The organism is Butyrivibrio sp. INlla14 (assembly GCF_900102515.1).
Classification (GTDB): Bacteria; Bacillota; Clostridia; order Lachnospirales; family Lachnospiraceae; genus Butyrivibrio.
On sequence record NZ_FMVS01000022.1, the window covers coordinates 1 to 21521 of the forward strand.

Annotated in this window: 23 protein-coding genes and 1 pseudogene; 4 read left to right on the top strand and 20 right to left on the bottom strand. The window is 41.4% G+C overall.

Translation table 11 applies throughout. The features are described from left to right. Window positions 1-205 precede the first annotated feature (205 nt). Window positions 206-439 (bottom strand): helix-turn-helix domain-containing protein, encoded by a 234-nt coding sequence (locus tag BLO53_RS13560; protein WP_092062710.1) that lies wholly within the window; start codon window positions 437-439, stop codon window positions 206-208. 211 nt (window positions 440-650) lie between these two features. Between BLO53_RS13560 and BLO53_RS13565 the strand changes: the two genes are divergently transcribed. Next, window positions 651-1280 carry a helix-turn-helix domain-containing protein gene (locus BLO53_RS13565; protein ID WP_092062713.1) on the top strand — a complete coding sequence of 210 codons (630 nt, stop codon included), beginning with the start codon at window positions 651-653 and terminating at the stop codon, window positions 1278-1280. Window positions 1281-1364: 84 nt separating this feature from the next. Beyond that, window positions 1365-2654, top strand: coding sequence for a tyrosine-type recombinase/integrase (locus BLO53_RS13570; protein WP_092062716.1), 1290 nt, complete (start codon window positions 1365-1367; stop codon window positions 2652-2654). 154 nt (window positions 2655-2808) lie between these two features. Here BLO53_RS13570 and BLO53_RS13575 read toward each other — a convergent pair whose 3' ends face one another. The 10 genes and pseudogenes from BLO53_RS13575 to BLO53_RS13610 all read right to left on the bottom strand — a co-directional run bounded on the left by BLO53_RS13575 (window position 2809) and on the right by BLO53_RS13610 (window position 12820). Beyond that, window positions 2809-4743, bottom strand: coding sequence for a hypothetical protein (locus tag BLO53_RS13575; RefSeq protein WP_092062719.1), 1935 nt, complete (start codon window positions 4741-4743; stop codon window positions 2809-2811). A gap of 42 nt (window positions 4744-4785) precedes the next feature. Continuing rightward, window positions 4786-5007, bottom strand: coding sequence for a Beta-galactosidase C-terminal domain (locus tag BLO53_RS19675; RefSeq protein ID WP_242875382.1), 222 nt, complete (start codon window positions 5005-5007; stop codon window positions 4786-4788). Then, window positions 4999-6834: pseudogene (locus BLO53_RS13580) on the bottom strand (beta-galactosidase); the annotation flags it as partial. The gene BLO53_RS19675 and the pseudogene BLO53_RS13580, both read right to left, overlap by 9 nt. 90 nt (window positions 6835-6924) lie before the next feature. After that, on the bottom strand, window positions 6925-7497 hold the full coding sequence (locus BLO53_RS13585; protein WP_176757289.1) for a histidine phosphatase family protein: 573 nt from the start codon (window positions 7495-7497) through the stop codon (window positions 6925-6927). A gap of 113 nt (window positions 7498-7610) precedes the next feature. After that, window positions 7611-7919, bottom strand: coding sequence for a P-loop domain-containing protein (locus tag BLO53_RS13590; protein WP_330388919.1), 309 nt, complete (start codon window positions 7917-7919; stop codon window positions 7611-7613). Next, window positions 7916-9574, bottom strand: a complete 1659-nt coding sequence (locus tag BLO53_RS13595) for an amino acid ABC transporter ATP-binding/permease protein (protein WP_092062725.1) — start codon at window positions 9572-9574, stop codon at window positions 7916-7918. Before BLO53_RS13595 ends, BLO53_RS13590 begins: the two co-directional genes overlap by 4 nt. Then, complete coding sequence (locus BLO53_RS19870; RefSeq protein ID WP_330388920.1) at window positions 9571-9822, bottom strand: hypothetical protein; 252 nt, start codon at window positions 9820-9822, stop codon at window positions 9571-9573. Before BLO53_RS19870 ends, BLO53_RS13595 begins: the two co-directional genes overlap by 4 nt. Continuing rightward, on the bottom strand, window positions 9803-10846 hold the full coding sequence (locus BLO53_RS13600; protein ID WP_330388921.1) for an ABC transporter transmembrane domain-containing protein: 1044 nt from the start codon (window positions 10844-10846) through the stop codon (window positions 9803-9805). The genes BLO53_RS19870 and BLO53_RS13600 overlap by 20 nt, the downstream gene beginning before the upstream one ends. Before the next feature lie 251 nt (window positions 10847-11097). Beyond that, window positions 11098-12042, bottom strand: a complete 945-nt coding sequence (locus BLO53_RS13605; protein WP_092062728.1) for an L-lactate dehydrogenase — start codon at window positions 12040-12042, stop codon at window positions 11098-11100. Between the two features lie 88 nt (window positions 12043-12130). Further along, complete coding sequence (locus BLO53_RS13610; protein ID WP_092062731.1) at window positions 12131-12820, bottom strand: ATP-binding protein; 690 nt, start codon at window positions 12818-12820, stop codon at window positions 12131-12133. A 138-nt stretch (window positions 12821-12958) separates the two neighbouring features. Between BLO53_RS13610 and BLO53_RS13615 the strand changes: the two genes are divergently transcribed. Then, window positions 12959-13618, top strand: coding sequence for a Crp/Fnr family transcriptional regulator (locus BLO53_RS13615; protein WP_092062734.1), 660 nt, complete (start codon window positions 12959-12961; stop codon window positions 13616-13618). A 717-nt stretch (window positions 13619-14335) separates the two neighbouring features. Here the strand turns inward: BLO53_RS13615 and BLO53_RS13620 are convergent. Genes BLO53_RS13620 through BLO53_RS13640 form a run of 5 tightly spaced genes read right to left on the bottom strand, consistent with a single transcriptional unit; the run spans window position 14336 to window position 17604 of the window. Further along, window positions 14336-15187 (bottom strand): DUF3737 family protein, encoded by an 852-nt coding sequence (locus BLO53_RS13620; protein ID WP_092062737.1) that lies wholly within the window; start codon window positions 15185-15187, stop codon window positions 14336-14338. A 25-nt stretch (window positions 15188-15212) separates the two neighbouring features. Next, window positions 15213-15833 (bottom strand): cyclophilin-like fold protein, encoded by a 621-nt coding sequence (locus BLO53_RS13625; RefSeq protein WP_242875380.1) that lies wholly within the window; start codon window positions 15831-15833, stop codon window positions 15213-15215. After that, the gene (locus BLO53_RS13630; protein WP_092062740.1) at window positions 15808-16350 is read right to left on the bottom strand and encodes a flavodoxin family protein; all 543 of its coding nucleotides are present in this window, start codon (window positions 16348-16350) and stop codon (window positions 15808-15810) included. The genes BLO53_RS13625 and BLO53_RS13630 overlap by 26 nt, the downstream gene beginning before the upstream one ends. 12 nt (window positions 16351-16362) lie before the next feature. Beyond that, on the bottom strand, window positions 16363-17364 hold the full coding sequence (locus tag BLO53_RS13635) for an alpha/beta hydrolase (RefSeq protein ID WP_092062828.1): 1002 nt from the start codon (window positions 17362-17364) through the stop codon (window positions 16363-16365). Between the two features lie 15 nt (window positions 17365-17379). Beyond that, on the bottom strand, window positions 17380-17604 hold the full coding sequence (locus tag BLO53_RS13640) for a hypothetical protein (RefSeq protein ID WP_090008798.1): 225 nt from the start codon (window positions 17602-17604) through the stop codon (window positions 17380-17382). Window positions 17605-17780: 176 nt separating this feature from the next. On the opposite strand from BLO53_RS13640, the gene BLO53_RS13645 reads away from it, so the two are divergent. Further along, a complete protein-coding gene (locus BLO53_RS13645; RefSeq protein WP_092062743.1) occupies window positions 17781-18656 on the top strand; it encodes a LysR family transcriptional regulator in 876 nt (291 codons plus the stop codon). 116 nt (window positions 18657-18772) lie between these two features. Here the strand turns inward: BLO53_RS13645 and BLO53_RS13650 are convergent, their stop codons facing one another. The 4 genes from BLO53_RS13650 to BLO53_RS13665 all read right to left on the bottom strand — a co-directional run bounded on the left by BLO53_RS13650 (window position 18773) and on the right by BLO53_RS13665 (window position 21520). Next, window positions 18773-19078 (bottom strand): type II toxin-antitoxin system PemK/MazF family toxin, encoded by a 306-nt coding sequence (locus tag BLO53_RS13650; RefSeq protein ID WP_092062746.1) that lies wholly within the window; start codon window positions 19076-19078, stop codon window positions 18773-18775. Beyond that, window positions 19078-19320 (bottom strand): AbrB/MazE/SpoVT family DNA-binding domain-containing protein, encoded by a 243-nt coding sequence (locus tag BLO53_RS13655; protein ID WP_092062749.1) that lies wholly within the window; start codon window positions 19318-19320, stop codon window positions 19078-19080. The genes BLO53_RS13650 and BLO53_RS13655 overlap by 1 nt, the downstream gene beginning before the upstream one ends. Window positions 19321-19775: 455 nt before the next feature. Continuing rightward, window positions 19776-20597: a helix-turn-helix domain-containing protein gene (locus BLO53_RS13660; RefSeq protein ID WP_092062752.1), complete on the bottom strand. Its 822-nt coding sequence runs from the start codon at window positions 20595-20597 to the stop codon at window positions 19776-19778. A gap of 425 nt (window positions 20598-21022) precedes the next feature. Then, the gene (locus tag BLO53_RS13665; RefSeq protein WP_092062755.1) at window positions 21023-21520 is read right to left on the bottom strand and encodes a DUF6680 family protein; all 498 of its coding nucleotides are present in this window, start codon (window positions 21518-21520) and stop codon (window positions 21023-21025) included. Window position 21521: the final 1 nt, after the last annotated feature.

A 21521-nucleotide genomic window follows, 5' to 3' on the forward strand; every position in this document is an offset into this window, starting at 1 on the left:
CAAGATCTGGTTCGTCACCGAGATACCTGCGCACTACTTCGGCAATCTTCCGATTGTCCTTCTCCAGTGCGCGCTCGTATTTCTCGGTGATCCGCTCCAGATCTTTCTTAAGTTCCTTCGTGCTTTTTTCTGCTCTAGGCATTTCTTTTCTCCTTTCCATCCATCGAATCCATCAGTCATTTTGTACCGGCTTACGGTAAATATGTCAGCCGGTTACCGCACAGTTACAAATCGCTTTTACATCGTCACGGTTGCGAAGATCGTTCCCTTCATTGAGCTGGATGAACATTTCCAGTGCATCCGCCCGGATCAGAAGTCTTCGCCCAACCTTCAGTACAGGGAGCTTCTTCCATTCAATCAGTTTTCGGAGAGTATTTCTCCCGATACCGGTACGTTCCGAAGCTTCATCTACCGTATAGGCGAGTTTGCTATCACGCATTTCGTTTTCCTCCTTTCATTTGCATTATGCAATTTTCCTTTAATGCAAATATACTGCATAAGGAATCCTTTGTCAAGCAGTATGCAATTCTATATCTTTTTATATGATTGCATATTGCATTTCATAATTGATTGTGCTATAGTACAAATGTACCCACCGGAAGGAACAAAACGGAAAGGGAAACCACACCGATAGCGGGAGGCGTAAAGAAATGAAAGACAAAGAATTACGCGTGATAATTGGAAGCAGAATTAAACAGAGAAGGAAAGAACTGAACCTTCATCAGAAATATATAGCAGAGAAGATGGATGTAAACACATCCACCATACAGAGATATGAAGCAGGTACTATCGACAACACAAAGAAACTCATTCTCGAAGGACTTGCAGATGCCCTCCACGTATCAGTGGAATGGCTTAAAGGTGAAACGGATGAATATACCACCGATATCACCGACAGCCGCGATCTTAAGATCAGGGATCTTATGGGAAGGCTTGCGGTCACCGACCAGCAGGACTTAAGCAGCGAGGAATACGCATTTGCAAAAGACATACTCATATATCTTCTGACCGAATACGAATCATTCCTGGATTCATTCAGATTCGCTTCCGGTCGCATCAAAGAAGATAAGTTCAATAAATCGCTTGCTAAGGCAACGGGGATCGAGTCGCAGAAGGAATATAACGAGATTATGTTCCTCAGAGAAGTGACTCACACGATCAATGCCTATAACGATATATCCGATGTAATAAGGCTCTATACCAGGAGTCCGAAGAAAGCGGAAGAAAGACTTGAAAGCCTGATGTCCTTCTACGAAGCCGCTGACGAGGACGAGGAATAGACAGCCACACGGAAAAACCGTATAGTTAATTAGAGCATTTCAACAGTTCCGGTTGCCTTCACAAGAGAGGAGGATTATTAATTCATGGCAAAAGGATCTGTTAGAAAAAAAGGTAAAAAGTGGTACTACCGCTTCTATGTTGAGGATGCAAGCGGAAACCTGGTACAGAAGGAGTTTACAGGTACCGAAAGCAAAAGTGAGACCGAAAAGCTCTTAAGACAGGCAATGGAGGACTACGAAGAAAAGAAATTCATTGCCAAAGCAGAAAACACCACACTCGGCGATCTGCTTGATGTGTGGGCTGAAGAAGACTTAAAGACCGGGGCACTAAGCAACGGCACTGTAGAAAACTATCTCCAGACTATCCAGAGGATCAAGAAGCATCCGATCAGCAAGCGGAAACTCAAAACAATCACATCGGATCACCTGCAAAAGTTCATGGATCTGCTGGTATTCGGCGGAAGCGAGGGCGATTTTACATCAAACGGCTTCTCAAAGAACTATATGAGATCATACTCGGCGGTACTGCACGGAGCATTCCGATTCGCAGTATTTCCAAAGCAGCTCATAACCTTCAATCCAATGGACTATGTGGTGATACACAGCAACGTGACCGATACGGAACTGTTCGCCGATGACGATGAGGCATCAGAAACTACTAAACCTCTCACACCCGAGGAATATCAGAAACTCATAGACTTCTTGGGTAAAAGAAGCAAAGATGCCATCCTTCCGGTTCAGATATCATACTTCACCGGACTTCGCATCGGAGAAGTGGCAGGACTGACCTGGCAGGATATAAATCTTGACGAGCAATACCTCACAGTCCGCAGGAGCATCCGCTATAACGGAGCAAGGCATACCACAGAGATCGGACCGACCAAGCGTGGCAAAGTACGTACGGTAGATTTCGGAGATACACTCACCGACATCCTGAGGAAAGCCAAAAAGGAGCAACACAGAAACCGGCTCCGCTACGGCGCACTGTATCATCACAACTACTACCGCGAAATCAAAGAGAAAAACCGCATCCACTACGAATTCTATCACTTAAGCGGGGAGGATATAGTTCCACCTGATTATCAGGAAATCGACTTCGTATGTAAACGCGAAGACGGAAGTCTTGAAATACCTGCCACCATCTCAGATGCCTGCAGATCAGCGGCTACTCACGTACCGGAATTAGAAGGCTTCCACTTCCACATGCTCCGCCACACTTACACCACAAACATGCTGGCAAACGGAGCGATGCCGAAAGATGTTCAGGAAATGCTTGGTCACTCAGATGTAAGTACCACAATGAATATATACGCCCATGGTTCAAGAGAATCCAAGAAAAACAGTGCAAAACTCTTGGATAAAGTAGTCGGATAAAAAAGTTTCCCTTGTATCTACCTTATAAGGGCAAAAACAAGGGAAAACCGTATTCCGATTACAATATAAAGGCTCAAAAGCCTTGTAAATAAGGGAAAGTTAGCGGATCAGTTAGACAAACTGGAATTTGATTATTTCATTAACCAAATATTTGCTATAGCAATCCTTCGATAACACTTCCCGAAGCCCACGGCATAAGAGCGAACCAGGTAGATGCTGGTTCTCCATCTGAGTATTTTTCAGTAAGAAGACCCTCGCAGAAGCAAAAGCGCTCGGACATCCAACCGGTTCGGCCGTAACCATACTCGCTGTCCTTCGTATTAAACGTCTGAAGGCTCCATCCGATGGTATCTTCCATTCGGCTCTTCACATACCGGTCATCACAAAATCCCAGATAATACCTCATTTCACTGATTACAGTACTAGACATGGGATGTATATGAGGATTTGCAACGGAAGTAATGCTTCCGCCACAAGATGACCAACCTATTTCACTTAAAGGCCGAACCATAATGTGCGTATTGTACCCGAGCTTAAAGGTGAATTCATAGTAAAGTGCATCTCGAAGATGGTTAAGGAGATAGTTTTCACCCGTCAGTTCATGCAGAATTCGGACGGCGCGAATATAGCTTAGGATGCCTTCGCTGTCAACGGCTTTATCCGTATCGAGCGGCCCACCGTAACATTCGACCTTTTTGACAAAAGCGTTAAAGTAATGCTCTTCACTCTTCCGAAGCAGATTCATATACATGCGATCATCTATCACCTGTTCGTACTTAGCCGTAGCTGCAAGGCACCATGCACTGCCCATAGAATCATACTCTAAGCCTGCGCCTGTTTTTTCTGACATCGAAAACGGATATTCATTATCAGAATTCAGTTCTCTGTTTATCCGTTCAACAACTTTCCCGGCAAGATCAAGCCACTCTTCGTGAACGATTCCCCGTTTTTCTTTTTCATCACAATAAGCCTGCAAGAGGTAATATATCGCCTGCCCGTTAATATAGGAGCTGTGTCCGCCACTATGCATGCCGTTATACCACCAGCCATGTGCGGAAGGATGACCGTTTTCCATGCTTTCATACAAGAGCCCGGACGATGGATTAAAAGAATTTCTTACGGTTTGTTCTATAAAGGTCAGGCTTTGACTCCGTGCGACATCATCTCCGATACGATTAGCCCAAATAAGCATCGGAACAGCCACTACCAGACCATTGGTCCAGGAAATGGATGGGATCCGGTTATAGGATAAGCCATCTGCTCTATCATAGACAAAACCGGTATAAATCTTCTCCTCGTCAAGCCACGCGTAGTCACGGATCGCCGAGCAAAGCATTTTGAGAGCTTTGGGAGCATTCATTCCGGTAATCGATCTGGGACACTCATGATAACGAAAATAGCAATCTTCTATTGCAGGATATATCGCGCGCTCGTCCTCTCCTGAATAGCAGTATACAGTCAGATCAAAGGTATAATGTTCGCCTGCAGAGAGCTTGAATGAATTTTTATCAGAAAGCGGCTCACGATCACGTACCGTGGCAGTCTGAACAAAAAGCCAAGGTGCATTTTCATATCCAAGCGTATAAGCTACGGACGAACCTCCATCTTCTTCTAAACAACACGAAAATCCACAGAACTGTTCAAGAGATCCATCCTTTCCGCTGATGACAGGAGCTGCCGATATCCCCGTTACCGTGCCATGATCATAAATCAGGCTGAGCGGTTCTGCGAGCCTGTCACTTCTTGTCATAAAGAAAGGTGATTCCGGCATGTCAGATGCGCCGGTTTTCAGTCTGGGGAATGCTTTTCGTCCGGAAGAAGGCATGTCCGCAGTGTTTCGGTCATACATATATCCGGGCATGAAGAACTTTGGATTTTCAGCCTGAACCTGAACCTTCAACTGAATAACACCATTAAAGTCTTCGTGACCGGTATTTGTAATTGTTACCTGATATATGTTTTTCAGACCATCTGCTGAAGCGGGAGTACACGAAAACTCGAGTCCATATTCCGAACACGAAACATATTGCTTAGCATCCCCTTTTTTTCTAGCCTGACAAACAATGGAAAAATATTTTTTTGAATCCATAACATATTGCTCCTTACCTGCTTTATCTTCCGCAGTATTCGACTATAACTTGTTTTTCAAAACAAGGTATTCTCTTCCTCCTAAGTTTATACTGCCGCTGATCCGATTTCCTGTCATCAGATTAATACCTTCCACGTTTGTTAATTCAATAATATCCGAAGTTACGTTCAAGTAGAATTCATAGGTTGCTTCTTTGCCTATTCTTTTATGATATTCTATTCCTGCAGGTATATCCTTTACTTCAATGCCGGATTCTGTCAACAAGCCTTTAATAAATTCGCTCAGACCATCGATCGAGCATCTGGCCGCCTGATAATAAGCTTTTCCATTTCCATGACACCTGCACGTTATGGCAGCCGTATCCTTATAGAAATCCTCCGTATATCTGCCCAATATCTGTGCATCATCTACTCTTAGTATTTCAGCGTAGTCTCTTACTTCAATTATCTTATCGATACCCTTGTAATTGACGTGAATACCATTATTATCTGATGGATAAAGTGTATCGATCTCTTCACTGATCACGCCGAGCAGTTTTTTCAGTCCATCTCCCGGAAATCCCCCCTGATAACAAAGACAGTTCTCATTAACATATCCGCTGATATAGGTCACAAGGATTGTTCCGCCCTTTTCAACAAAATCCGTTAATTCCTTTGCGATATCATCCTTCAGCATAAAAAGCATAGGGACTATGATTAACTTATACCGGTCAAGTTCATCCTCGGTAGAGATAACATCTGCCTCAACTCCGAACTCCATAAGCTTTACCCAATAATCCCTGCATATGGAATCATATTTTTTGGTGGATCCGCCAAATGCTCCCGCACCGTCAATTGCCCACCAGTTGTCCCACTCAAAGATAATTGCCGCCTCATTGTTTTTTATGGATCCTTCAACTTCAGAAAGTTTCCTCAGTGTCTCCCCCGTTTTCTTTACTTCCTTAAAGATCCTGGTATCATTTGTTCCGATATGGTCGATAACCGCGCCATGGAACTGTTCTGCCGCCCCTCTTGACTTGCGCATCTGAAAATACTGAATGGAATCAGCACCACAGGCAATCGTCTGAATCGCGAACTGCTCATGAACTCCCGGTCTTTTGAGCTTATTAAACGGCATCCAATTAACCAGCCCCGGTGCACTTTCCATAAGCAGGAATGGCCTGTCCTTTTTCATTCCCCTCATTACCGCATTGTCAAATGCAGCAGACATCATCGTATCCCGATAAGTTTCATGATCGTTATGAAAAGCCGGATAGCTGTCCCAGGCTATCGCATCAATCTTTTTAGCCAAAACTCTGTAATCAATGCCATAATACCTGCCCATAAAGTTTGTTGTTATGGGAATCGAGGCATTTTTCGAATGCTCTCTTATAGCATCGATCTCTACGGAAAGATAATCCGAATAATTGCGGCTGGTAAATCTTTTCCACTCGAGATTGAGTCCCATTATAGCTGTCTGACCATTGTTGTATGGTGGATCGATCTCTTCAAAATCAGAATACCTTGCGCTCCAGAAGGTCGTCCACCATTCATGATTAAGCTCATCGATATTATTGTGGAACCTTTCTCTTAGATATTCCCTGAATTTTGCCTTGCACTTATCACAAAAACATTCCCCGCCAAATTCATTTGACACATGCCACATGATAAGGCCCGGATGATCTCCGACCGTTTCAGCCAGTTTTCTGTCTATGATCCTTACTTTTTCCCTGTACTTTTCCGAAGACATACAGTGATTATGCCTTCCTCCGTGTCTGTTGCGAACTCCGTTTGCATCTACACGCATAACATCAGGATATTTATTGTCCAGCCACACAGGCCTGGCACCGGAAGGAGTGGCAAGGATCGTGCTGATCCCGTTTTGATACAGATCATCCATGATCTGCACCAACCAGTCCAGGTGGAACTCGCCTTACCTCGGTTCGTACATGGCCCATGAAAAAACACCTAAAGTGGCCTCGTTGATGCCTGCCTCTTTCATGTATTCAATATCCTGTTTCAAAATATCCGGCCTGTCCAGCCATTGCTCCGGATTATAATCTCCCCCATGAATGATCTTATTCATTGGTCTGCCGAAAACATATCTGTTCATGTTAATTTTTTCTCCCTTTGAAATAGATTTCAACCCTATCGTCAATAAAACTGGAATATTATGGTTCAATGCCCTAGAATCAAGTTACTGCTATGAATGAAAACATATTGAATCTATAGAATCATTTATAAAATCAATCTCAAAGTAATTTGTTGGTGCAAATATTCCATCCATTACAGTTTCATCTTTATATGTTATTTTTCTGGATTTGTCAGAAGGATTTGTTACTGTAACATCACAATAATTCAATAGATAAGAGCAAATTGCTGTAGCGTGAGAAACAATCAGTGCGGATTCTCCATCTTGAATTTTTCCAAGAATTGAATCAATCGCAATTTTCATTCTATTCTTAACATCATTTAATGATTCACCATTAGGATTTCGATAATCATGGTCTAAATACTGCTTTAGCCAGAAATCTTCGAACGCCTCGCCAATGATTCTTTCATGTAATTCACTTACTACAACAACGTTATCTGTAATAATTTTGGCAGTATCAATCGCTCTTTTATATGAAGAAGAAAAGCAATGATCAACTCTTTTCATAACTTCTTTCTTAGACTTGGCAAGAGCTATGCCTTCATCAGAAAGAGGGATCATTGATGTTTCTATTTTTATCTTTTCCGGTATAGAGTGTCTCATTAGGTAAATCTTTTTTGACATAATCATCCTATATATTAAAAAAATCATTTCTTTGATGATACTATATCCAAACGCCTAAAAAAAGAGGATTCCTGAAGAATCATCCTCAGAAATCCTCTTAATATCACTAATTTTTATCTTCCGATAATCTTGTCAACTTTTTTATTCAGTTCCTCAATTCTATCTGTAAAAGGAATAATGGGTTCATCGGGAACTATCTTTCGCATGACCTTGTCGCGAATCATAAAATTCGTGGCGCTCTTATCTTCATCAATCAAGATCAGTTTAACGCCGCAGCCGATTGCCTCAACTATGTTTGCGGCTTGAGATACGCTTCCGCTGGCATTCCGAAGCCCCATATCGCTGTAATAATACTTTGCAGGTGTTCCTATATATTTTCGCCCCTTCACATCATATCTAACAGCTTTTTCCGTCTTATTCACGAAATCCGTCCGCCTTCCATCGCCAATGTTTTCTCTGCAATCCTCATGGTTGACTCTCTGTGAGATACAAGGAGGACAGTCTTTTCTCTCCCTTCTTCTTTAAGAGATTTCAGAATCACAGCTTCATTGAGACTATCAAGATTGCTTGTTGGTTCGTCGAGAAGCATAAACGGTGCATTATGAAGAAACGCCCTTGCAAGTCCTATTCTCTGCCTCTCACCGCCGGACAAGGTGCTTCCCAGTTCTCCGACTTCGGTTTCATATCCCTTCGGAAGCGTCATAATAAAGTCATGTATAGAAGCCTTTTTGCATGCCTTCACAACTTCTTCGTCAGTTGCATCAAGTTTTCCGATGCGGATATTGTTACTAATCGTATCTTTGAAAAGCTCTGTTTCCTGAGTCATGTAGCTTTCCATGTCCCGAAGATCCGCTGTGTTTATCTCACTTACATTTCTTCCGGATACCGAGATTTCTCCATTACAGGCATTCCAGAATCTCATGAGAAGCTTTAAAAGTGTAGACTTGCCACACCCACTCTTTCCAACAATACCGACAATCTTTCCCTTTGGCACCTGCAGCGATATGTTATTCAGCACATTTTCTCCTGCGTAGGCAAAAGAAACGTTTTTTACTTCCGCACCGTCAAAAATTGCAGATGCCTTCCCTGTTATGTCTTCCGTCTCCGGCTCTTCGTCTATGATTGCAAGGACTCTTGCACCTGAAGCCACTGTACTCTGAAGAGTTGTACCAAGTGACGCAAGTGCGGTAACAGGTCCGAAGGATGACATGAGAGCGATCATCGGTATAAGGAATCCGTCAAATCCAATCTGCCCGGCTTGATAAAGCCATGCGCAAACCAGCAGCATTGCGATATCGGAGATCAGTATCAGCATATTTGCTATCGCCATGTTGGTTCCGGTAAGCTTACTCAAAACTCCCTGCCTCTCCGAAAGCGCTCTCGTTTTATCACTTATCTCTTTCAGTCTCTTTTCTCCAAAGGAATACTGAAGTATATCATCGATTCCCCTTATGCTTTCAAGCATATGTGCTGAAAGTTCTCCTGACTGCGCCCGAAGTTCATCGCCCGTTGTACCGCTCCGCTTTGAAATGATGATAGGAAGAATCACGCCTACAAGAGTAAACGCAATTAGTGCGGCGATACCAAGAAGCGGGTGAAAGCTTCCGATAAACAGACACATAATCGTTTCCGATACTATAGCGATGCATATCGGCGAGATAGTATGTGCATAAAACACCTCCAGAAGCTCCACATCCGATGTGATGAGAGATATCAGATCTCCTTTATCCCTTCCTTCAAGCTTTGCAGGGCATAGCCTTCTGAGTGCTTTAAACACTTTGTCTCTTATGATCGCGAGCAGCGTAAATGCTATATAATGATTCGTCCGCTGCTCTGTAAACCTGAATATCGCTCGCAGTATCGCAAATGATAAAAGCAGCCATACAAGCATGTTCCAAGATAACTTTGTTTGTATCCCAAGCCCTATGAGTATTGCTTCTCCACCAAGTATCGGAATGAACTCTGCTGTAAAGAAGCCAAGTGTTCCGAGCACGACAGCCAGGATCATAAACCCGGAGAGAGGCTTTACAAGCTTAAGCATTCTTAACAGAATCAGTGCTTTGTTTTGCTTTTTCATGCGATAACACCTCCCTTCCCGTAGTCCTCAAGTTCTTTCTGTGTATTCCACAGATTTCTGTATACGTTATTCGTTTCAAGGAGATCTGCATGCGTTCCCGATCCGGAGATCCTGCCGTTATCCATCACAAAGATTCTGTCCGCATCCACAACATTCATAAGCCTGTGAGTGATCATGATAACTGTCTTTTTTTCTGCAAGTTTCTTTATCTCAGAAAGGATAAGTTCCTCACTGCTTTTCATCATCATAGGAAAAGCTGACATCTGAAAGTCTAATGTCCAGCCCTGTCTCGGAAAGTCTCGCAGTCTTTTCTTTTGGTTCTTCCTCGCTCAAGAATTTAAATATCCTATCGCTTGCAGCCATTCCATTCATAGCCACATGGAAGTAGCTGCCAAGTTTTCTCATCGGAAGAAAGAAATCCGCTGAAAGAAGGATCATAAAGACCGTACTCTGAAGCGTAAGGTTTCCGTCTATAAAGGTTTTTCCCGCAAGTGCAATACCAAGTGCGGCACCACCGTATGCGAAGAAATCCATGATGATAATGGAATTGAGCTGCATCGTCAGAACTTTCATAGTAATCCTTCTGAAGTTCTCGGATTCCGCGTTCATCTGTTCGTTCTTATACGCATCAGCTTTGTATGTTTTCAGAGTTGTCATCCCTTGAAGATTTTCTAGGAAGGTGCTCCCAAGCTTCGCATACTGATCCCAGTACTTGGACAGAAGCTTCTTTGCAATCTTCTGGACCATCATTATGGCTCCCGGGATGAGGGGGACACAGATAAGCAGCACTCCTGCCACCTTGAAACTTCCCGCAAGACCGAACAACACAAACAGGGTGATCGGAGCGATAAATGCATAGAAAAACTGCGGCACGTATTGTCCAAAATAGCTTTCAAGCTGTTCTACACCTTCCACTGATTCCTGAACAAGTTCTGCGGTTGTCGCATGCTCTCTGTATGTATTCCCAAGCTTCAGTATCTTTTTATATATCTGCTCTCTCATTACGCGCTTTACAGTCTTCGATGCACGATAGCTCATCTGCGTCGTTTTCTTTGTCATGACAAACCGAACAATGAGAACACCTGCAAGTATCGCAAGAGAAATAAGCATCTCTTTTACGGTCATTTCCTTGCGATACAGCTTTTCTACCGCATTTGCGATGACAAAGATCATCACTGCGTTCATCATAAGTTCAACCCATTGGCAGATAATGTTACCCACTATGTATTTTTTACTTTCCGGGCACATAGCCATCAATCTCTTATCAAACATTTACTATCTTTACTCCCTTAAAGCGGCTTATTATTTTTTACACTTAAAATATGCCATTGAGCCATCTATGTGGCATTCCATTTCTTTTCCGTAAATACAACAGTCCCTACCGGAACATCCAAAAGCCTTCCATCAAAGTCATCAGGTATATAAGATAGAACCTTTCCTGCAATTTCATGATACCACTTTATGTTAGTTGCCGCTAACAATGTTCCAAAAAATGATGCTTAAACAATTCCCGCCATATTTCATCAAAGTGCTTCATCAATTACAGCTTTCAAAGTCTCTGATGATTTAAGTAATGCATCTTTTTCCTGCTGGTTTAGTCTGATTGGAACAGCTCCCTCTACTCCATTTCTTCCGACAATAGCCGGCATGCTGAGTGCAACGCCATCAATACCATTCTCTCCGTGTTGGATGCTGGAAATCGGAAGAACGGATTTTTCATCACGAATGATAGCTTCACAAATACGCCTTACACTCATGGCAATTCCGTAATAGGTAGCGCCTTTCTTCTCGATGATCTCATAGGCACTGTTTTTAACATTTTCAGCAATCTCTTTCATTGCCTTTTCATGTTCAAAGTGTCCTCTCATCTCGCAGAAATCATGGATCGGGATTCCCGAAACATTAGCACTGCTCCATGCTGCAATCTCGCTGTCGCCGTGCTCACCTATGATGAATGCATGTACTGAACGGCTATCAACGCTCAGGTGCTCGCCAAGAAGGTATTTGAATCTTGCTGTATCAAGTACAGTTCCAGAACCAAACACCCTGTTCTCCGGAAATCCGCTGAATTTGGCTGCAGCATATGTAAGAACATCAACAGGATTCGCCACTATCAGTAAGATTCCTTCTTTGTTGTACTTTGCAATCTCCGGAATTATTGACTTAAAGATACCTACGTTCTTTTTTACCAGATCCAGTCTTGTCTCACCCGGCTTCTGTCCGGCACCTGCTGTAACCACCACAACTGCTGCATCTTGTGCATCCTCATAATCACCGGCATAGATCTGCATTGGCTTAGCAAACGGAAGTCCATGACTGATATCAAAAGCTTCACCCTCCGCTTTCTCTTTATTCAAATCTATCAGCACCATCTCAGAAAAGAGCCCGCTCTCCATAAGAGCAAAAGCTGATGCTGAACCAACAAATCCACAACCTACTACTGCTACTTTTCTCTCGTTCAGTGTCATGATACGCCTCCTTATCTGTGCTTATTACACTTTTCAGTATAATCTTTCATCCATCAAAAGCCCATGAATTAAATGCTTACTGGGAAATTTAATCAATAACCTCACCATTCCTTGAGATCGTCACAACCTGCCATGGAAGAAACTTACCGCTATTCCTTATTGCATTCTCTGCTGCTCTCTGTAATCCTCCGCAGCATGGAACCTCCATTCTTACTATGGTCACGCTGGCGATATCATTGTTTGAAATGATATCTGTAAGCTTTTCTGTGTAGTCACCCTCATCAAGCTTGGGACATCCTATCATTGTAACCTTGCCCTTCATGAACTCTTCATGCATGTTTGCATAGGCATATGCTGTACAATCGGCTGCTATAAGGAGCCTGGCTCCATTATAGAAATCTGCCTGTGTCGGCAGAAGTTTTATCTGACAGGGCCACTGCATCAGTCTTGAGGGATGCGAGCTCATTCTTGAAATCATATTCTGTCCGGGATCAGTGTCTTCCTGTACGCTACTCTTAAGTGCCATGAATCGTGACCCTGGACATCCGTGTGCTGCTTTTACTGCTGCTTCATCATAGGCAGGTGCTTCTCTCTCGTCAAAAGAGATTGCTCCCATTGGGCATCCAGGCAGACAGTCTCCAAAACCGTCGCAGAAGTTTTCTCTTACAAGCTTTGCCTTTCCATCCACAATATCTATAGCCCCCTCATGACATGCATTTGCACAGATGCCACAGCCGTTGCACTTTTCTTCATCAATCTTTATTATCTTTCTTACCATCGTTAATCCTCTCTTGTTTCACTGTGTTCTTGTTTTGATGCCGTCAGTATAATATACTGTTCGTAATAAGTATGTTGTTTAAACCACATTTTGATTTTTTTCCGAGTTTGATTCTGAATAATTATATGAGGATAAATAATGGATATAAATGTACTGGAGAAAAGCAGACTGTTCCAAGGGATGACAGCAAAAGAACTGTCGTTATGCCTCGATTCACTGGATGCCAGGGAAAAAAAATATCGAAAAGAAGAATTGATTCTCCACGCCGGAGATACGACCGATAAGATAGGCATGGTACTCTCAGGCAGTGTTACCATTGAAAGCAACGATGTATGGGGCAACCGTACTGTTTTAAGCCACGTTGGAATAAGCCAATATTTTGCTGAAACCTACGCTCTTCTTGGCGAAGTCCTTCTGGTCGATGTCAGAGCAAATGAGGACTGCCGTGTTCTCTTTTGCAATATAAGAACCCTCCTTGATGGCTGCAAAAAGAGCTCTCCCTGGAAGGAAAAGCTCCTTAAAAACATACTTATTATCTCATCTCAGAAAAATCTTGTTCTGTCCGGTCGAAGTTTTCATACTTCTTCAAAGAGCTGCCGTGGGCGTCTTTTGTCATACCTTAATGCAATTGCACTTCAGACAGGCTCGAAGGAATTTGATATTCCTTTCAACAGACAACAACTTGCAGATTATCTGAACCTTGAAAGAACCAACCTGTCAAAAGAGCTGTCTCATATGAAAGATGAAGGGCTGATTGAGTACAGAAAAAGTCACTTCAAGCTCCTTAAGGCAGATTAACTGCCTTTAGCACATCCTGTTGTTCAATATCAAGCGTCCCTGCTATCATCTTTGTTTGTAGTCATCTGATTACAGCTCGGCACTTGACTCAGGTACAGAATTTTGGAAATGCGGTCATGGAAATTTCCCAAGACCATTGACTCATTTTGGAATTACCTGATTTAAGGTCAACGCATCCCCATACAATAGTTGACCCATATAAGGGAATACTGGATTTACAGTCAAATCCTCAACCGTAGCTGGTTGACTCATATATAATAATCTTGGAATTGCAGTCAATCAGACACACTGCGATCATTGACTCAAACAGAATAAAACAAGATTTATAGTCAAGAACACTCAGAAGCACAAACCAATAGGCATGCCTAAATAGGGTCTTTGAAGCATCTACTAGTATCTTATAGAATCGTAAAGTGAAATTTTTAATTCCCGAATAGGAACGACTTAAATAGAAAACCGGAAGCCACCTGGGCTTCCGGTAATAGATCTTTGAATATTTCCAAAGAAACAATATTCTGCAACAGCAGATGATTATCTCTTTGAGAACTTTTTCACTGCCTTAAGTGCCCTGTTTTAGGCATTTCAAGTGCGAGTTGCTGTTTACCTGCTGCGTACGGTAGAAAGCTCAGGACTACTGTATGCTGCTGGTGGCAACTTGAATAATGATAGTAAAAAATACTACTATGATATTGATTTCCATGTAAGAAATAATTTAAATCAAGCACATTCTTTCCGTCCTAAAATCAGCACCTGTCCTTTAGCATCTTCATCATCCATAATAATTTCTCCAACTTCTCGCACATGGATAGTGCCGCTTTGAGGATTCTTAATACTTATCACTTCTGAGTCTATCGAAGCTTCCACATCCGACTTCTCAAACGCAAGGTCCGTATCTATCATCTTGCAATTTATGAGTTTTAGGTTCTTGCAGTAACAAAGTGGTTGAGTTCCTATTATAGTGCAGTTTTCAAAAGTAACATTCTCGCAATACCATGCAAGATATTCGCCTTTGATAACACTATTCCGGATAACTACATCTTTGGCATGCCAAAAAGCATCTTTAGTATCGAAGTTACAATTATCAAACTCAGAATCTGTAATATACTGAAAAGAATACTTTCCCTTTAGGGTAACGTTTTCAAAAGTCAGTTTTTCTGATCTCATCATGAAATATTCACTCTGAGCCGTAGTATTCTTCATTACAATATCTTTTACTGACCATCCAAATTCCTGCGATACAATATCACAATCTTCTATTCTTATATCCGAACATTCCCTGAGTGCCTTTATGCCATGAAGCTTTGTATCAGTTATGAAAGCATTCTTTGTATACCATAGCGCAGCGCGGCAGTTCTCGGTCATTTCACTTCCATTGATCTTCAAATTATCATCGTGCCAGAAGGGATATCTCAGATTAAAAAAGCAATCCTGTACCTCAGTATTTTTGCTTTCCTTAAGTGCACTCTCTCCATCAGCCGGACCATCAAACCGGCAGTTATGGACTACAATACCATCACTTCCGTAAAGGGCTCTCTCTTCATCAAATTTTTGATCTAATATTGTTTTCATCATATTGCCTCACTTCTCATAATCTTTATTCATTAACGCTGACTGTTATAGTAACATTGCCAGAGCCAAGTAGCCTTCCCAATTCTTCCTCAGACTTGTTATCTATATGACCAAGTTTTGTATAAGCCCAGCTGTTTGAACCGTAAAACACTACCAGCTGATTACCTGAATACAAAACAATGTCCCCAGCACTTGTAGTCATCTGCTTATCATTCCTTGGAATAGACTGACCGATAGAGCCAACCTGTTCAAAGCCACCGTACATAGACATATCAATGATGATAGGACTAGATTCAGCCAGATTATTCACAGCTTTTACAGATTCATTTTCTTCCCATGTCACAGGGATCTCTTCATCATTTATAAAAAGTTTAAGCGTATTCTCCACCAACCTTTCTTCTGAATCAGTCATACTCTCTTCACTTTTTGAAGATTCCATCGTAGCCGTATCAATGTTCCTTGCCTCTTCTAATTCAGGCCGGGCTTGAGTCATTTCTTCATTATCCTTATTCGGAATAGATACCGCTTCTGAAACTGACTCAGTATTAACAGGCTTTCTGCATCCTGTAACGGTAAATACAACAAGCAAGCATAATATAATCCAGGCTCTGCATTTTTTCTTATAAAAGATTTTTTCCAAACTCATAAGCTTCCTGCTTTTCCTCTTCTTTTCCGTCTGCTTCACCCATATCATTTATTCCGCCGCAGAACAGTGAACCTTTAAATGACGCTTTTTCAAAACAATCTACCCAGCCGTTCAGACCACTGACAGCTTTCTCAGGAACAAAAGTCTCATCTTCAGCAGCTGTTGAAAGCATATAGACATTACGAAATCTATAATCCGAAGGAAAAAGCGGATTAAGTCTGTCAAGAAGAGTCTTCATCTGTCCGCTCATCTCGTAATAGTAGATAGGGGTCGCAAATACAAGCGTATCTGCATTCTTTACTTTTTTCGCAATCTCTACAGCATCATCATTTATCACGCACTTCTGCGTCTTTTGGCATGCAAGACATCCTTTGCAGAATCCAACTTTTTTGTCCTTGAGGCTAATGACTTCCACATCATGTCCCGCAGCTTTTGCTCCATCAGATACTTTATCTGCCAGAATATCAGAATTGCTCTTTGCTCTAAGACTTGTCTTTATTATCAAAACCTTACTCATCGTTACCTCTCCTTATTTCAGATATTCATTGAAGAAGCTCTCAAGTTTATCAAACGGAATATAATCCTTATCTCCACCATCATAGAGATCCGTATGAACCGCATCTGGGATGACCATCAGCTCTTTATTATCCGCATATTTGCTGTCCTTTATCATATCCGCATAAGCATCTTTACTGAAGTAGCATGAATGAGCCTTCTCGCCATGTACAAGAAGTACTGCACTTCTGATTTCATTACTGTATTTAAGGATTGGCTGATTCACGAAGGATTCACAGCCTACCACATTCCATCCATCATTGGAATTAAGGGAACGGGCATGATATCCACGATCCGTTTTGTAGTAATCAAAATAGTCTTTTACAAAGAAAGGTGCATCTGCAGGTAGAGGATCTACAACACCTCCCGCGCGCTTATATTCTCCATTCTTTAAATCTTCAAGGCGCTGAGCACACAAAGCCTTTTTCGCTTCATATCTCTTTTCTTCACTGTCATCGGCATCAAAGTAACCTTTTGCATTAACTCTTGTCATGTCATACATGGTCATTGCAGCTGTAGCTTTGATTCTTGTGTCAAGAGCAGCTGTATTGACAGCCATTCCGCCCCATCCGCAGATTCCTATGATTCCTATTCTTTCCGGATCTACCTTTTCATTAAGTGAAAGAAAATCAACTGCAGCCATAAAATCCTCTGTATTGATATCAGGTGATGCCATATATCTTACGTTGCCGCCTGACTCTCCTGTAAAAGAGGGATCAAAGGCTATTGTAAGAAATCCTCTTTCTGCCATAGTCTGGGCATATAATCCTGAACACTGCTCCTTAACAGCTCCAAAAGGTCCTGATACTGCAATAGCCGGAAGCTTGCCATCTATATCCTTTGGTATATACATATCTGCCGCAAGAGTTATCCCGTAGCGATTTGCAAATGTCACCTTGCTGTGTTCCACCTTCTCACTCTTTGGAAAAGTCTTATCCCACTCTGTTACTAAATTAAGTTCTTCTGTTCTGATCATCATTTGATACCTCCGTCATCTCTGCTTCATTTCATTTTCGATTTTTCTTAGCATGAAATCCATGCAGTCAACTTTTCTCCCGCTTTCGTGGTACTCGTCCATGGCACGGCATCTTTCTTTTTTCAGAAGCCTTACCATTTCATCGATACTGCCTGACTCAAATTTTTCCAGGATCGTATCTGTTGCCTCATTACAGCATCCCGCATCTGAAAGGCTTTGCTTTAGATATTCTTTATCCATGAGTATTCCTCATTTCCATGTAAATATTTCACTTACAATTCTATTGTATGAGCTTGTAAGATTTTTCGCTAATAGTTATAATGAATATCATATTATTCCATTTTGGCATATCATATAGCATTTCGAGTACTGCACTGCGTAGCATTTCGAGTGCACTGTACGGGAAAGGAATCACCATGGAAATCAGGACTTTAAGATATTTTTTAGCTGTAGCAAGAGAAGAAAACATGAGCAGAGCCGCTGAGATGCTGCATGTGACTCAGCCAACTCTATCCAAACAATTAAAATCATTGGAAGAAGAATTGGGTAAGAAGCTATTTACAAGACACAGTTTCAGTATAAAGCTGACAGAAGAAGGAATTCTTCTCAGAAACCGTGCAGAAGATCTTGTGAGCATGGCTGATAAAATCGAGCAGGAATTTCTTTCCCTTGATGACATAAGCGGAGGAGATCTTTACCTCGGACTTGCAGAATCTTATCAGCTAAGATTCCTTGCAAGAGCAATCAAGACCTTTAAAGAAAGCTATCCCAATCTCCATTATCACATCACAAGTGGTGATACAGAACAGCTGTCTGAAAAAACAGAAAAAGGGCTTCTTGATTTTGTTGTTCTGGTTGAGCAGCCGGACATCAGAAAGTATGAATATATAGAATTTCCACAGGCTGATACCTGGGGACTAATCATTCCTGAAAATGACCCTCTGGAAAAAAAGGAATCCATTCGTTTGGATGACCTGATAGGATTACCTCTTTTCTGCTCAGATCAGGCTTGGAACGGAGATATAAAGAAATGGGCCGGGAGCAGATTTTCAGAGCTACAGCTGGAAGGTTCTTTCCGTCTTTCCTACAATGGCTCTATTTTTACAAGGGAAGGTCTTGGATATCTTCTCACCTATGATTATCTTATTGATACATCAAAAAACAACGGTCTTGCATTCAGACCGTTGTCTCCTAAGCTTGAAAATAAAATATATTTCGCATGGAACCGCTACCAGGCATTTACACCTATAGCAGAAAGATTTTTATCGCACCTAAAAAATCTAGTGCTATAACCCATCTTTTGGGACGGGTTGCTGTTTACCTGCTGCGTACAATCCGTAATTCGAATCATATGCTGCCAAGTTTATTACTCTATTCAAGCATCTACTTGGAATATGTTGTTTTATACTCAGATGTAATCAAAGATTCCTTGGATAGCATCTGTAATATTTATAATGTCTGGATAATGTATCCTATCTATCTTTGAATATCCTCTAATGTTCATATCAAGAAGTGCCATTTTTTCACACTGCACATATCCTTCAACATCATCTGTCTTGATATATATGTGAAGTGGTCCTGCTTCCCCTTTTTCAAAAATAGGACAACCGATTATCTCAAAGGTCTGATTAAAGAAATCCTTACTCACAATAAGAACCGGTTTCTTGATATGTTCAATTTTAAGTATATCCCCTTGATGCAATTCTTCCTTCATTACCAAATCTCTCTTCCTACCGGTTCACCCCAGTCAAATTCACCGTCTAAATGGAGCTGCCCACCATATTCTGCAGCACGTTCTTCCAGCGTTCTATGTCTAAATGGTTTAACAAGCATTATCATGCCATTAGATACCTTGACATCGAGAACATCATCAACTGAAATAGCTGCTTCCTGAAGCACTTCTTTGGGTATTCTAATTCCTTGACTATTTCCCCATGCTTTAACTTGAGCTTGCATAAGCAATACCTCCTTTGTATATACATTGTATATCCCTAAGGTAAAAAAATCAACTTATTCATCTCCAAAGATCTCCGGGGAGTCTAATTTTTCTTCGTTTCACCACAACTGAATACTATTATAGATAAAAGAAAAACCCCAGAAACACTGAGTTTCTGAGGTAAACATTCCAGGACAGATGTCCATATTCCGCGATGCCATTCGCAGACGCTTCGCGTCTTGCTCATGTCGCGCTGTCGCGCTATGAATACAAAAAAGGGATTGCTCCCCAGCAAGTAAACTTGCGGAAGCAATCCCTTTTTGTATTCGCATCGCTTGTAGAAACGCGCAGATTATCTCTTTGAGAACTTTTTCACTGTCTTAAGTGCCTTGTTTTGGGCATTCCTAGGGCGAGTTGCTGTTTACCTGCTGCGTACGGCAGAAAGCTCAGGGCTACTGTATGCGGCTGGTGGCAATCAAAAATACTGCCTTTTGTATTCTTCACTTAGCTCATTTTGAAGCATGGTAAAAAATTCAGAATATCTCAGAGCTGTTCTGCCCTCATAACATATTACTTTAACATACAGTGAGAGTGGGATTTCTTTTTCCTCCCAAAATATAGGTTCATCATTATGACTTATAATTTCTTCACATATACTATTCGAATAATTTTCTTCTTTAGAATTTGTAAGAATTACAAATTCATCTCCGCCAATGCGAAAAACTATATCCTCAGCGCCTGCAGCCTGTTCCATGCGTTTCATAGCAGTTATTATCGCCAAATCGCCTGCTTTATGAGAAATCTCATTTATAGGAATAAGGCTCTTGATATCACCAAGCACCAGATAGCAGCCTTTTCTTTCTCTAATGCAGTCATATAGCTCACTTATATCAATCTTCTTCCTGTCATCCATCGTCTTTTCCTCCATTAGCTCCCGGTCAATTCTATATCCGGGAAACAACTCAAATTTAGAGGGATTCTTTCTAAACTCCGAAGGCGATACCTGCCACACGCTGCAAAAGGCTCTTGAAAAAGCTTCATTACTGCCATAGCCATATTCCACAGCTATATCGAGCAGAGACTTTTCCGGATTACTTACAATTTCTCTCGAAACCTTACTCATACGCCTTCGAATTATATAATCCCTGATACTGATATTGTTAATGTACCTGAAAAGCTTTTCAATAGTGGATTTCGAGCAATGCAGCTTATCAGCAATGTTCTCTGTTTTTATAGGCTCAGTGAGATTATCTTCGATATATTCCATTGCTTCTATAAGCAGCTGAAAATTTTCCATGCTCAAGGTCCTTTCTACTACGATATCGTAATCATATTATACAAAGGCATATAGAATTATTCTTGATAAAATGAGTAAAAATGGACCACTAACCCCATCCCCCTAGTCCACTTTCGGGCGCAAAAAGACCCGGTACAAATGTACCGAGTCTTTTGAAATCTGCAATAGCAGATGATCATCTCTTTGAGAACGATCAATGAAGTGAAAATGCCGTATTTTAGGCATTTCTTCATCAAGTTGCTGTTTACCTGTTGTGTACGGTAGAAAGCCCAGGACTACTGTACACAACTGGTGGCAACAAATCTACCTTCTAAATACACCGTACGTTGTCATAATTATCTGTTCACAAGAACTAATTCCTGAAATTTACATAGTTAAATATTTTCACTTTATACCACAATACCTCAATCTCATTTTGTCCTCTCCTATTTTTGACTTTCATTTTTCATCTGCTGAAAATATATACTAGCAGCGTTCATTATATCTAACTGTGCACTTTGGTATTGCTGCTGTTGAATAATATTATCCGATAACCCTTTGGGAATATATGGTTTCTGTATAGTCTCCCAGGTGACTTTTTCTTTATATCCCAATGATTTCGCCATAACATCAAGGAGTTTATCCCCTTCCGTTTTAATCTTTGAAAGCTCCATTTCATTTGGATTCTCTACACACAATCTATCATAATAAATCTTCCACTGATTTAATGCAGATTGATCATCACTAAAAACAACCTCAATAATGTTCAATGCCTTAACACTTTCTGTAGACCAGCCCAAACCTCTACTTATCATTAGTGTTTTAAAAATCTCCATCTTATCAGAGCGCTTCTTTCTCCTGTCTTGTAAAATCTGGCCAACAACTACTGCAACAACCGGGGAAACTATTATTGCAATTATATTAATTATGTCTATTGTTCGCATA